Below are 12,940 nucleotides of genomic sequence, written 5' to 3'. Positions count from 1 at the left end.
TATGGGAACCGTTTCCCCATTTCCTGGCAGTGGGCATGGCACGGCGAAAATGTAGCTGTATTCGGATCAGCTATTTAGGCTGTTGAGGATAGTATGAATGGCGTCAAAGGCTTGATTCTGATCGTTTTTAATAAGAGTCATGGAATGAAATCAGCCAAATAAAAATATCATTTATGAGTCATATAGTTATTTTAGCATTTAATGGACTAACTGTCTGATATTAGTTTAGTCATGGTGTGATTAATGTGATCAAGTTGTTGGCTTTGCAACACGCTACTCGCAATGAAATTGTTAAAACAAAAAGCCCTAAGTGATTTAGGGCTTTGAGGTAAAATACTTTTTAGTGATTGTAAAGGCGCCTGCCTTCGCGCATCACTTGAATAAGCTCAGGTGCGCTCATCTTTTTGTGCAGTCTGTGCTCAAAGTTTTCATCGTAAATGCGGTATTTGCCATGGCGGTCGATGACGGTGATTTCCGACTGTTGGTAAATGGCAAAAATGCGACTGTCACCGATGTAAATCCAGGTTTCTTGGCTTGGTTGCAACAGGCTACGGCCCGCACTGTAGTCTGTGGGGTTATTGGTACAGCCTAAGACATGGGTCATTAAAGTGGGAACGATACCATAGTGGCTAGTGCGATAGTTAACCGTGCTAGCTCCTACATTTGGCCAGTGGATAACCAGTGGGACTCTAACGCTATCTGGTGACAAATTACGCAGCGCTTCGTCACTATTGCTGGTAAACATTTTGCCGTTGACGCCGGTGATCACCACTAAGGTATCGCTAGGTAATTGACTTACAATCGATTGAATTTGCTTATCAATAAAATTCAATGATTGGCGATATTGGTTAAATAATACCTTTTGCGCGGGTTGTAAATTCGCATCGGCTTTGACAGTTTCGATACCGAGGAAGCCTACCGGTGTATCAAAATTCTCGGGTGCTTTAAGGTTTACTAGAGCAAACCAAGGACGTTGTTGCACGCTTTGCCACTGTGTAAAGTGGCCAACACTAAGAATATCCGCCTCGGCACTGCCATTGGTTTCTTTGGCAATGACGGGGGTAAAGTCATTAAACATGGCCTGGGCTGCACGCAAATTCAGATTGGTTTCTGGGATAAACAAGCCTAGTTCATAACCTGCCTGCTTAAAGCTGCGGGTGATGATTGGACTTGTAGTATTGAAGATGCGTGCATCGCCATAGCTGCCTTGTAAACCATAAAGTAGGGAGAACATGCCCGTCTTAAATTGATTGCCGCCACTGTAGTGGTGAGTAAAATGCTGATTCTGCAAGGTGTATTGATGCAAAAACGGCATGGTTTTGGCGTCCACCATGTCGGCACGTAAGCTGTCGATGGTTAGCATTAATACGTTTGGTTTATTATCTGCTTGGCATTGCAGTGGCTGGATAGGATAGCTGAGCACATTAGTGGCATGATTTGCGTCATCATCGATTTGGGATGAACCGTCAATGCCGTGGCTTTCCATAAAGCTACGAGCCGTTGCGGGGTACGACAGCGGATACGTGTCATCGAAACGGGTGATTTCGGTGATATCAGCGGCATCTGCCCAAATATGGATCAAATGGCTGCTAACAAAGCATACTCCAACAAAGGCTATGACTTTATTGCCAAGATTGAGTTTTTGGATTTTTTCAATCCGTTTCCACAGGAAGTTCGCCGCCGTTAGCTCAATCACCAAAATGGCGATTGGCGTGACGATATAGGACGTACCGTGGAGTAGGGCGCTCAAATCGGCCCAGGCTAAATCAAAGGCGAAGGGGCTCAAGTGCATGCCGTAATCGGCATAAACAATCGTGTCATACAATAAAATACACAGGCTTAAAGTCGCAATAACGGCTGCTAAGCCTCTGAGTATCTTGGAGTAAGGTAAGATTAAGGTCAGTGGGAATAGGCAGATCAAGTAGGCGATAAAAGCAAGAAAACTGAACTGGCCAATGGTACTGACGGCGAGATAGCCCCAGCCAAACCAGGTTTCGGGATAACCCACACTACTTAAATAGCGTGTGCCGACGATCATAGCCAATAGGCCATTAAAGAAGGCGAACCAATGTCCCCAGTTGATAAGTCGCGATACGCGATCGCGGCTCATTTGTTTTTTTCGCTCGACCATAGTGATCCGCTTATTCCTAAAAGGCGTTGTATCTTATGCTGTTTTAATCATTGTTACTCGACTAACTTAATTGGATTTCACCGATTGTGCGAGCGCTTTCGCAAATTGTTCGGCGACCGCTTGGCGAGATTCGCTTGGCACTTTGCGCTCGAGCAGGTGAGTGACACAGTTGCCTAGCGCCATCAGGCTTAAGTCAGTAGGAGCTTTGTGCTTTTCGAGTACCGCTAAAATTTCGGCGATTAATGATTCAACTTGTGCGTTTGAGTATTTCGATTGGATTGCCATAATCAAAAAATGTTTCACTTTGGAATGGATTAGCGGCATATAATAGCGGATTTATTCCAGCATCACTATCAGGGCTTATGAGTATTAACATCGAACAAGCAATTATTCACGAGATTTCCCAGGACAGTCAGGGTCAATTACGCTGCCGTTTACGTCTTCAACCTCTGCTGAACGGTCAGGCTGTCGAGATGATGCTCGAAGAGTTGCATCAGACTTATACCAGCAAATCCGGCAAAGGATTCGGTTATTTTGGTATTCACGGTGATGATGGTGAGGCTAATCCGGCGTTTGCCAATGCGCTAAAGGAATACCGTGCAGGGGATTTAGGTTTTGTCGAATTTACCGGCCAAGCCAGTAAGTTGTTGCAGGAAGAGTTGGCCAAATATGATTTTAGCCAAGGCGGATTCCTGTTGATGTCCTGCTACACCAACATGGCGAGTGATTATTTGTTTGTGGCGCTACTCAGTGCAAAATCGTCAATGACGGTACTCGATGATATGGAGCTGTCACAAAATAACCATTTGGATTTAAACAATATCCAGTTGGCTGCGCGAATCGATCTCACCGAATGGCAGGCTGATAAAGATTCTCGCAAGTACATCTCCTTTATCCGTGGGCGTGCGGGCCGTAAAGTCGCTGACTTTTTCCTCGACTTTATGGGCTGTGTCGAAGGGGTGAATACCAAGGCGCAAAACAAAACCTTGATGAACGCGGTTGAAGACTTTGTCGCCAGTAGTGACCTGACCAAAGAAGAACGCCAGCAATGTCGTAATAAAGTGTTTGAATATTGCTCCGAGCGGTTCGACGAAGGCGCCGATATTGAGATCAAAGATTTAGCGGATGAGCTTGCCGATCAAGGTATGGAGTCTTTCTATGACTTTGCCCGTGGTGGCAGTTATGAGCTGGATGAAGAATTTCCTGCGGATAAGTCGACCCTAAGACAATTAAAGAAATTCTCCGGCACCGGTGGTGGCGTGACGATAAGTTTTGACGGTGGGCATTTGGGTCAGCGAGTGATTTACGATCCGATTTCCGACACAATTTTGATTAAAGGCGTGCCAGCAAACTTAAAAGATCAGCTAGATAGACGTCTTAAGGGCGAATAAGCCGCCTGGGATAATATCGCTTAAGCTTTAAGCGTCAGCTTTTTAAGCACCAAGCATTAAACAAAAAGGCCGAGGAGTTTATCCTCGGCCTTTGTTTTATGCTAAATGCTTCTTAGATTTAACCCTTATTTTGCTCCCGTCGCAAAAGGTTCTGGGCGCGGAGTTTCTTTATTCGATGGCGGTAGGATCGGCAGGGTGATCTGTGGCTGTTCACCTGTCAGTGAATTTAAGAACGCCACCATTTCCTTGGTTTCCTTGTCGGTAAGCTTTTGCCCTAACTGAATATCCGCCATAGTATTTACCGCTTCTTCGAGCGTCCATACACTGCCATCGTGGAAGTAGGGGTAGGTGAGCTCGATATTACGCAGCGTTGGTACTTTAAACACAAACTTATCCGCATCCTTACCCGTTACACCTTTACGTCCTTCGGCAGGATTATTGGTGTGGAATGGTTTGATTAAGCCCATCTTCATAAACATAGTGCCACCGACCGCAGGGCCGTTGTGGCAGCTGACGCAGCCTTTGTCCTTAAACAGTTGGTAACCCGCTTTGGCTTCGCTGCTTATCGCATCCTGTTTACCTAATAGATATTGATCGAATGGGCTATTTGGCGTGACTAAGGTTTTTTCGAAGGCGGCAATGGCATCGGTTAAGCGGTCAATATCGACTTTTTCATCGCCGTAAACCTTGGCAAAGCGGGCACGGTAAGCGGGCATTGAGGCAATGGTTTCGGTGGCGAGTTCATGGGTGAAGCCCATTTCTTTGGGGTTGGCAATTGGGCCCGCGGCTTGTTCTTTTAAGTCGCTGGCGCGGCCATCCCAGAATTGCGCCAGCATAAAGTCAGCATTTAGCACGGTCGGAGAGTTTATTGGGCCTTCTTGCCAATGGTGACCAATCGATGTGGGCAGGGCATCCACGCCGCCGGTGGAGAGGTTGTGGCAAGAGTTACAGGAAATAAAACCTGATTTAGACAACCTTGGTTCAAAAAACAGCATTTTACCCAGTTCCACCTTTTCGGGTTCAGTGATTTTTGCTGGGGAAATTACTTCAATCGGTTCGGCGGCGACGGCATAGCTACTCGCTACTATAGCTGTGAGGGTTATCGCGATAGCGGTAAGTTTTGTCATCTGGTTTTCTCCCTTATTAACCTTGTTAGTTGTATGGTTTATAGGGCGATAGTAACGACTAAAATGGCTTAGGGATAACGCCTTGTTTCGATTGGGTCTATCGCTGTTGTTGATTAGATTTTTGTGAGCTAATTCGCTGTTTTTACTCGATTAACTCTGTAGGGTTTGCGGTGTTTCGTTTAGGGGTTTGCTTGCTAATCTGTAGTGTCTATTAGTGTGCGGCTGAAACTATCTGTCGGTCACGATATGGCCGATTAAACGGTTTGCGTTATTTCGTGTTTGTTACTCATTGCGATAGCAAACAATGGTGGGCTCAAGTTCGTTTACACATGTCTTAAGATAAAAAGTATCTAAGAAAGGATTCATTTGTCGCAGGGCGAAGCAGAATTGATTAGAATCCTTATTATTTGGGTAAGCTTGGTGTCTGTCCAAGTGAGCGTGCTCGGCCATCGCTAAGTGGCGCAATCCCTATTAAGGCGGACTGTTTTTCTGCCGAGGAGAGTCAATGCAACTGTTTGTAAAAGATTTAACCGTGATCGATTTTTCTTACCTGTGCCCTAAGCGTGGCATGGTGGGGGAAAGCTGGATTGTCGATGTCGTATTAGAAGGCGGTTTAGACGAGCAAAATATGGTGCTCGATTTTGCCAAGGTCAAACGTGCTATTAAGCACACGATTGATGCGGTGGCGGACCATCGTTTATTGGTGCCTACCGCCTGCAGCGGCGTGCGTTGGCAGCAGCAGGGCGATCGGGTGTGGATGGATTTTGAAAGCGCGCTCGGTGAGATCCACTTAGCTTGTCCTTCCCAAGCCTTTGCACTCGTTCCATCGGAACAGATTGATATTCCAAGCGTCAATGCCTTCTTGCAAAAAGCCCTACGGGAAACTCTGCCTGATAATGTTGAAGGAATTAGCCTCACTTTAAGGCATGAGATCCTGAACGCGCCTTACTATCACTACAGCCATGGTTTGCGTAAACACGATGGTAATTGCCAGCGGATTGCCCATGGTCATCGCAGCCCAGTACAAGTGTTTGAGAATGGAGTGTCCGCGCCGAAATGGGATGAGTATTGGGCCAAGCGTTGGCACGATATCTACCTCGGTAGCGAAGAGGATTTAGTCTCGGTGAAGACGTTAAACCTATCGCCACAAACGCGGATCAGCGATGACAGCCATTATGGTTTCCATTATCAAGCGCCTCAGGGGGATTTCCAGCTGGCGATGCCCAAGGAATGTTGTGATTTGATCCCGCACGATACCACGGTCGAATTGCTGGCAGACTATATGGCAACCACTTTAGCCACGAAAGTGCCTTCAAGCCAGTTTACTGTGATTGCCTACGAAGGTGTGGGTAAAGGCGCCATAGTGACCAAAGGGAATTAACCCTGTCGATTTTTTAACGCCCTAATCTTTAGGGCGTTATTGTTTGAATAAGGATTTTTGAAAATATGCTAAACGCTGTACCTAAGGCTCTACCTAAGTTGTTAAAAACGTTGCCGAACATGCTATCGCGCACTTGTAAGGCGGCGTTATTGCCACTTTTGACCCTGTTTAGCTTATCGACTCAAGCACAAGTGAGTTTTGACGGTAAATTTGAACAGGGTGCGTTAATTCGTGGTAAAGCCCCAGCGGGTACGCAGGTAAGTCTTAATGGCGAGGCCGTTAAAGTGACGCCTGATGGTCATTTTGCCTTTGGTTTTGAGAGGGATGCGCAGCTGACTCAAGAATTACGTTTGATGTATCCCGATGGCTTAACTGAAGTTAAACCGTTAAATATCAAGAAGCGAGAGTACAATATTCAGAATGTTAAAGGGATCAGCAATAAGATTATGAAGCCCGATCCCGTGGCGCAGGAGCGGGCAGCAAAGGATACAGCTCAGGTCAAAGCGGCACGCGGGACTTTTAGTGAACAAACCGCGTTTTTACAATCGTTTATTTGGCCATTAACCGGCAGGATCTCGGGTGTATATGGTAGTCAGCGTATTTATAACGATGTGCCTGGCAACCCACATTTTGGTGTGGATGTGGCGGCGAAAACCGGCACTGTGGTGATCGCGCCCGCCGATGGGGTGATTAGCCTGTCGGTTCCCGATATGTTTTATTCAGGCGGGACTATGGTTATCGACCATGGTTATGGCGTGAGTTCAAGTTTTTTACACTTAAGCAAACTCTATGTGAATGCGGGTGAAACCGTTAAGCAAGGGCAAGCTGTGGCTGAAGTTGGGGCGACAGGACGAGCGAATGGTCCGCATTTAGATTGGCGATTGAATTGGTTCCAAATGCGCCTCGATCCGACAACCATAGTGCCACCGATGGCCACTGTGTTGGCGGCGGAAAAAGCACAGAAAGTGCAAAAAGTCGCGAAGTAACTCCCGCATCTATTTCTTATTTCCACACAGGGCACCCAATCATTGGCGCCCTGTTTTTGTGTTTGAGCGCTTATTGCAATAAAGGATGATCTGTCGGCAGATGGCGGATGATCCACAGTACCAGTTTGTGTTTCATATTCGGGCCGTCTTCTTTATCTTTTGCTAAAGGTTGGATCAGATTATCGGTCACTAAAAGTCGATAAATACATTCCACTTTATCCTTGGGCGACACACCCTTGTCAAAGTCATCAAAACCGCGTTTTTTGGCGTAGCCGATCCCAATTTCGAGGGCGAGTTTGAGTAGCTGTGCCTCGTGCTTATGTGGCTTCATGTGCTGCATCCTTATGGGTATCACGGCAATGCGCATCGGCGACTCCCGTGGTCGATAACATAAAATCGAGAAAACCTAATGACTAACCAAAGTGTTAATAGCTTGAATCTAGGCTATTTCAACCGTTATTGCTGCTGATTTTTTCGCAAACTGCCTGTTTAATGCAATCCATTATAAGTCATTGGAATTGCTGTCACATTCCTAATGTCAACGGTTTGCGCCTCGATTGATCTTATATCTCCGCCTGTTCGCTGGCGATAACCGCTTTAATGCTGTGCGGGTGGATTTTGATACAGACATCGGCTTGTTTAAAGGCGATGGTGGGGTTAGCTAAGCGTTCTTTATCGCCCTTAGGCGAGCTAAATTTCACTTTTATTGGCGCTTCGGTTAAGGATGCCGAATGCCCTTGGAGTAATGGCACAAGTGAGGGGCTCAAATGAGTCAGTTCTTGGCTTAGACTGTCGCAGTCCTGTGCAGTGGATGGCAATACCAGCTCGATATGCTCCCAGCCTTCTTGAGGATAAACGGTATCGCCAGGATAGGGGAGTTCGACACAGTCGATGCTAAAGTTGCCGAGTCTTAAGGGCTTATCCTGTTCAATGATCAGGATTGTGCGACCATTAATTTGATTATCCGAGATGATCTGCCCGCGGGCACTTAAGGCTTGCTTGAGTGCATCGGCAGCGGCGATACTGTTCACCCTCAGGGCGACATGATCGCAATGCAATGCTTTATCTGCTAAGCCCAATTGGTCTAGAAACGCCAATATCTTCGCCTCAAATTCAGGCCATGTCTGTTCTAATGCTTCGAAGCTCAATACATTAGCTTCTGTGTTTGCTGTTGACATCAAAAATCCTTAAAGCAGGTAACACAAATAAAAACGCCCATTTAACTGGGCGTATTCTGTGATGGCTTAGGGCCAAATCTCGATGGGTGTACCTTCATCAACGGCTTTCCACACTTCGTCCATCTCGGCGTTAGTAATGGCGATACAACCATCGGTCCAGTTGTATTGCTGTGCTTGCTCAGGAGGGAGAGGCGAGCGTGGGTTCTGGCCATGGATCATGATCATGCCACCGGGTCTGATCCCTAGCGCCTTGGCTCTTAGCTTATCTTCTTCATTCGGATAAGAAATATGGATGGACTTATAATAGGCGCTATCGGACTTTTTATAGTCCAGAATATAACGGCCCTGTGGTGTACGTTGGTCGCCTTCAGTCAACTTATGGCCTGTCGGCAAGTCACCCATAGCAATGCGGTATTGTTTCAGGACTTTGCCATCCCTTAATAAGGCCATATTGGATTCAGACTTAGTGATTACCACTAAATCGACTTTGCCAATACTCGATGAGGCGAGCACTTGGGGAGAAATCAGTGCGGCGAGAGTTATTGCCACAGTAATGGATTTGGAAAGTAGTGGTACGCGCATGTCTTCCTCTAAAATGACGCTATTAACGCTTTTTTTGCGCATCATACCGCAAATTTTTGCCAATGTGAGTAGATAATTTTGAGCGAGTAGCAATTGCATGGCAGACTTTGGCAATTAGGAGCAGATAACGCTATTTACCGCAAGGATGTTTTCCCCTATGTCAAACCATTCGCTTGAAAAACTGGACACTGAAAGCCCATTTAAACGTAAATTACGCATCATTATTTTTGGTACCGATACACCCGCAGGCCGTTATTTTGATCTTGGTCTGATCATTTGTATTGTACTGAGTGTGGCGTTGGTGTTTCTTGACACAGTTGAAGCGTTTCATCGGGATTATGGACACATTATTCGGGTGTTAGAGTGGGTGTTTACGCTGATTTTTACCGTTGAATACGGTTTGAGGCTTTATTGCGCGACCCATCCTGTACTGTATGCCCGCAGTTTTTATGGGTTAGTGGATTTATTATCGGTACTGCCTAGTTATCTCGCGCTCTTTATTCCTGGAGCTAATTTCACCTTAGTGATTCGTGTGCTGCGACTTTTTCGGATTTTTAGGGTGCTTAAATTACTGCGCTACTTAAGCGAGGGTAATTTGCTGCTTAAGGCGATGATGCAATCTAGCCGTAAAGTGTTCCTATTTTTCTTTTCGGTGAGTTTAATCATCATGGTATTAAGTGCCGTGATGTATGTCGTTGAGGGGCCTGAGAATGGCTTTAGCTCTATTCCTAAGTCAGTATATTGGACTATTGTGACCATCACGACGGTAGGATACGGAGATATCACGCCGAAAACCGAACTAGGCCAAGCGATTGCCGCATTTACCATGTTGCTGGGTTACTCCATTATTGCGATCCCTACGGGTATTTTAACCGCTGAAATTTCCCAAGAAGCGGGACGGCATAGGGATCTGCGTACTTGTAATCAATGCCATAAAATGGGTCATGATTTAGATGCAACCTACTGTAATCGCTGTGGTTGTGAGCTTGATAAGCTCGAGATACCTCAAGGGAAGGGGGATAAATAGCATAAGGCGTTTATCAGCTCATCCCTTAGAGCACTCAATGTCTCTGAGGGATGAAATGCTTTTATTCACTGGCGATGCTTGTTTAGCATGCCACTTTTTACTTCTTACGGTTTCTCTTGGCGCTGCTCAAGGCTTGAAACAAAACGCAGCTGCATCCCTAGGGCTGCCATTTGTTTTTGCTCTCGCTGCAAATCCTTCATAAACAGGCTAATTTTACGTTTATGGCTGGGTAGCACTAGCATGAGGCCATCTGGAATCACTTGGATTTTCTCAAGCACTAGGGCTTTGGCAATTCGGCCTAAATGCACTAACACCGCCAAGCGCAGTAGACAGGCGAGACGAATGAGGGTGAGTTTGTGGCTAAGCTCTAATTCGGCCAGTAGCAATTGATTGGGTTTCTTACGGTGGTTTGCGATCAGTCTGGCTAAATCCTGTTGCAGCGCCTCACTAAAACCCGGTAAATCACTGTTACTAATGATATAAGCACCGTGTTTATGTAATGCCTTGGAGTTGATGTGTAACCCAATTTCATGCAGGGTCGCAGCGTAGGATAGTAAGCGTGCATGGGGTCTTAATCCCCATTCATCGGCGACTTGCTCAAACAGCGCCATGGCGGTGTCACGCACTTTAGCCGCATGGGGCATATCCACATGGTAAAGCTGGGCAATACTGTCAACGGTGCGGTGGCGAATGTCTTGATATTGACCGATTTTGGCTAATTCGTAGAGCACGCCTTCGCGCAGGGCGCCTGGACTAAACTCCAATTGCTCAATGGGTAAACGTCTAAAAAAGCTGATTAAAATCGCAAGGCCAGCAGGCACTAGCGGCGTGCGTTTATCATCGACATTGGCAAAGTGCACTTGGCTGATGTGTCCGCACTTAATCAGTTTCAGCTTTAATTGTTTGAGGCGGGCGAGGGTGACGATTTCATCACCATGTTCTTCTTGGATTGCTTCGCAAATAGCTTTTACGGTGCCAGAGCTGCCGAGCACTAAGTCCCAATCGCCACTGAAATATTCCTTCGACAGTGAAGCAAATTGTTTGTCGGCAGCGCTTTGCGCCCCGCGAAACGACGCTGGAGTAATTTGGCCATCGATAAAAAAGCGTTCATTAAAACTCACGCAGCCACAGCGTAGGCTCGATAAATGGGTAGGGGTATTTTTTTGCCCGAGCACTACTTCGGTAGAGCCGCCACCGATATCGATAACGATATTACGTTTCCCAAGTACTTGGCTTTGGGCAATGCCGTTATAAATGAGCCGTGCTTCTTCATGGCCAGAAATCACCTCCACTGGATAGGGCATAATACGCAGCGCTGCCTCAATAAACTGCTCACGGTTTTTAGCTACTCTTAAGGTGTGGGTGGCGACTAAGCGTACCTGCGCTTGGTCGAGGTTTGAAAAACGCTGATTAAAGTCCCGTAGGCAATTTAGGCCGCGTTCGATAGCATCAGCACTGAGAATATTTTGCGCATTGAGGCCTGTCGCTAACTGAACTTGCTGTTTTTCTTTGTGTAATATCTGCAAACTGCCGTCTTGCTCTCGGGCGATAACCAAGTGAAAACTGTTTGAGCCCATGTCGATGGCGACAAAGTGTCGCGGCTGTGAATGTGTGGCAACCAATCGGATTATCCTTAGGCAATCGAGACTAAAATAAAGCCAGCGTTAGCTGGCTTTGGCCTGTAATGCGGGATCGAGAGTCAGTGCTTGTGCTTGCTCTGCTTCAAGCTTTGCAGCTTCCCGTTGGGCGTTTAATTCTTGCTGTAACCGCCTTTCATAATTAATCAGATATTGATAAATGGCAATTTGAGAACGCACTTTACGTTTATTACCGCGATTACGATAAGGATTACTCTGTTCCTTATTGATAATGCGAGCCTTAGTATTATCGTTGAATTGTAACGATAAAATATCCATCACCATTTGTTTTAGACGCGGATCATAGATTGGTACGCTCACTTCAACACGGTTATCAATATTGCGGCTCATCCAATCGGCGGAGCAAATAAACAACTTATTTTCGCCACCCGCGTGAAATAGCATCACCCGAGAGTGCTCCAAAAAGCGGTCGACAATACTGTAAACTTCGATGTTATCGCTGATCCCCGGAATTTGCGGTATCAGCGAGCAAATTCCGCGGATCAATAATTTGACTTTGACGCCCGCAGCTGATGCTTCATAGAGCTTTTGTACTAGAGACTCATCGAGTAAGTTATTCAATTTTAAAGTAATCGCCGCCTTAATATGGCTTTGGGCGTTAACAATCTCTTTATCAATCAAATGGGTGAGCTTTTGTCGCGCATCATAGGGTGACACAATCAAATGCTGGAAGTTATCACGGCGGTAGGGATGTTCAATTAAGTCGAACACTTGCTCCACTTCGCGGGCGATTTCCTGATTGGCGGTAAAGAGGGACAAATCGGTATAGACCCGTGCCGTGCCTTCGTTAAAGTTGCCTGAGCCGACATGGCAGTAAAGCTTCATTTCGCCTTGCTCTTCACGGCCAATTAAGCACAACTTAGAGTGTACTTTTAAGCTGGTGATCCCATGGTGGACCTTTACGCCGGCTTCGGCGAGTACTCGCGTCCATTCAATGTTGGATTGCTCGTCAAATCTAGCCCGTAGTTCTATTACCGCAGTGACTTGTTTACCATTTTTGACTGCATCGATAAGTGACTGCATCACATGGGATTTTTTCGCTACCCTGTACAGATTGATGCGAATAAACCGTACCGCAGGATCGTAGGCGGCTTGACGTACCATTTCCGTAAAGTGGGAGAACTTATGGTACGGATAATTAAGCATAATATCGCCCATTTTGATCGCATCGAAACTGTTGGCACTGCGGCCAAAGCCCGAGCTATTGAGCGCGGGCAGTTTCTCGTTTTCGAGGTAATCACGGCTGGGGTTGGGGAAGCCAATAAAGTCTTTGAAACTGTGGTAACGCCCGCCTGGGATCAAACATTCAGTAGAGCTGATATTTAAATTTTCCTTCAGCATTTCAAGCATATGTTCGGGCATTTCTTTGTCGTATACCAAACGCACAGGTTCAGCCGTCAGGCGCTTTTTCAGACCCTTGGTCATTTTTTCTAGCTGAGTTTGTTCTAGCTCATCGGTAATATCAAAATCCGCATCGCG

At 46.3% G+C, this 12,940-nt stretch carries 12 protein-coding genes; 4 read left to right on the top strand and 8 right to left on the bottom strand.

The window, feature by feature from the left end:
* Nucleotides 1–340 precede the first annotated feature (340 nt).
* Together L976_RS05215 and L976_RS05210 are read right to left on the bottom strand one after the other, a co-directional pair.
* On the bottom strand, nucleotides 341–2,131 hold the full coding sequence (locus tag L976_RS05215; protein ID WP_047534904.1) for a DUF3413 domain-containing protein: 1,791 nt from the start codon (nucleotides 2,129–2,131) through the stop codon (nucleotides 341–343).
* A gap of 66 nt (nucleotides 2,132–2,197) precedes the next feature.
* On the bottom strand, nucleotides 2,198–2,416 hold the full coding sequence (locus tag L976_RS05210; RefSeq protein WP_011622981.1) for a YejL family protein: 219 nt from the start codon (nucleotides 2,414–2,416) through the stop codon (nucleotides 2,198–2,200).
* Nucleotides 2,417–2,493: 77 nt separating this feature from the next.
* Here L976_RS05210 and yejK point away from each other — a divergent pair, with 77 nt between their 5' ends.
* Complete coding sequence (gene yejK / locus L976_RS05205; protein ID WP_047534896.1) at nucleotides 2,494–3,522, top strand: nucleoid-associated protein YejK; 1,029 nt, start codon at nucleotides 2,494–2,496, stop codon at nucleotides 3,520–3,522.
* Nucleotides 3,523–3,647: 125 nt separating this feature from the next.
* On the opposite strand, the gene ccpA is transcribed toward yejK, so the two are convergent.
* Nucleotides 3,648–4,649, bottom strand: a complete 1,002-nt coding sequence (ccpA, locus tag L976_RS05200; RefSeq protein ID WP_047534893.1) for a diheme cytochrome c5 peroxidase CcpA — start codon at nucleotides 4,647–4,649, stop codon at nucleotides 3,648–3,650.
* Nucleotides 4,650–5,154: 505 nt separating this feature from the next.
* Between ccpA and L976_RS05195 the strand changes: the two genes are divergently transcribed.
* Together L976_RS05195 and L976_RS05190 are read left to right on the top strand one after the other, a co-directional pair.
* A complete protein-coding gene (locus L976_RS05195; RefSeq protein ID WP_037426454.1) occupies nucleotides 5,155–6,030 on the top strand; it encodes a 6-pyruvoyl trahydropterin synthase family protein in 876 nt (291 codons plus the stop codon).
* 65 nt (nucleotides 6,031–6,095) lie between these two features.
* The gene (locus L976_RS05190) at nucleotides 6,096–7,016 is read left to right on the top strand and encodes a M23 family metallopeptidase (protein WP_047534890.1); all 921 of its coding nucleotides are present in this window, start codon (nucleotides 6,096–6,098) and stop codon (nucleotides 7,014–7,016) included.
* Between the two features lie 70 nt (nucleotides 7,017–7,086).
* Here L976_RS05190 and L976_RS05185 read toward each other — a convergent pair whose 3' ends face one another.
* The 3 genes from L976_RS05185 to L976_RS05175 form a co-directional block, all read right to left on the bottom strand.
* A complete protein-coding gene (locus L976_RS05185) occupies nucleotides 7,087–7,347 on the bottom strand; it encodes a DUF5062 family protein (RefSeq protein WP_011626406.1) in 261 nt (86 codons plus the stop codon).
* A gap of 232 nt (nucleotides 7,348–7,579) precedes the next feature.
* Nucleotides 7,580–8,194, bottom strand: a complete 615-nt coding sequence (locus L976_RS05180; protein WP_047534883.1) for a VOC family protein — start codon at nucleotides 8,192–8,194, stop codon at nucleotides 7,580–7,582.
* Between the two features lie 66 nt (nucleotides 8,195–8,260).
* Nucleotides 8,261–8,776 (bottom strand): L,D-transpeptidase family protein, encoded by a 516-nt coding sequence (locus L976_RS05175; RefSeq protein ID WP_080612373.1) that lies wholly within the window; start codon nucleotides 8,774–8,776, stop codon nucleotides 8,261–8,263.
* 157 nt (nucleotides 8,777–8,933) lie between these two features.
* On the opposite strand from L976_RS05175, the gene L976_RS05170 reads away from it, so the two are divergent.
* Nucleotides 8,934–9,803 carry an ion transporter gene (locus tag L976_RS05170; RefSeq protein ID WP_037418109.1) on the top strand — a complete coding sequence of 290 codons (870 nt, stop codon included), beginning with the start codon at nucleotides 8,934–8,936 and terminating at the stop codon, nucleotides 9,801–9,803.
* A 104-nt stretch (nucleotides 9,804–9,907) separates the two neighbouring features.
* Here the strand turns inward: L976_RS05170 and ppx are convergent, their stop codons facing one another.
* Nucleotides 9,908–11,425, bottom strand: a complete 1,518-nt coding sequence (gene ppx, locus L976_RS05165) for an exopolyphosphatase (protein ID WP_047534880.1) — start codon at nucleotides 11,423–11,425, stop codon at nucleotides 9,908–9,910.
* 42 nt (nucleotides 11,426–11,467) lie between these two features.
* Nucleotides 11,468–12,940, bottom strand: a 1,473-nt coding sequence (gene ppk1, locus L976_RS22685) for a polyphosphate kinase 1 (RefSeq protein WP_081990948.1), incomplete at its 5' end; no start/stop codon positions are given.

It is taken from the genome of Shewanella sp. ZOR0012, from assembly GCF_000798835.1.
GTDB lineage: Bacteria > Pseudomonadota > Gammaproteobacteria > Enterobacterales > Shewanellaceae > Shewanella > Shewanella xiamenensis.
This window is presented reverse-complemented; position numbering and strand designations above follow the sequence as displayed.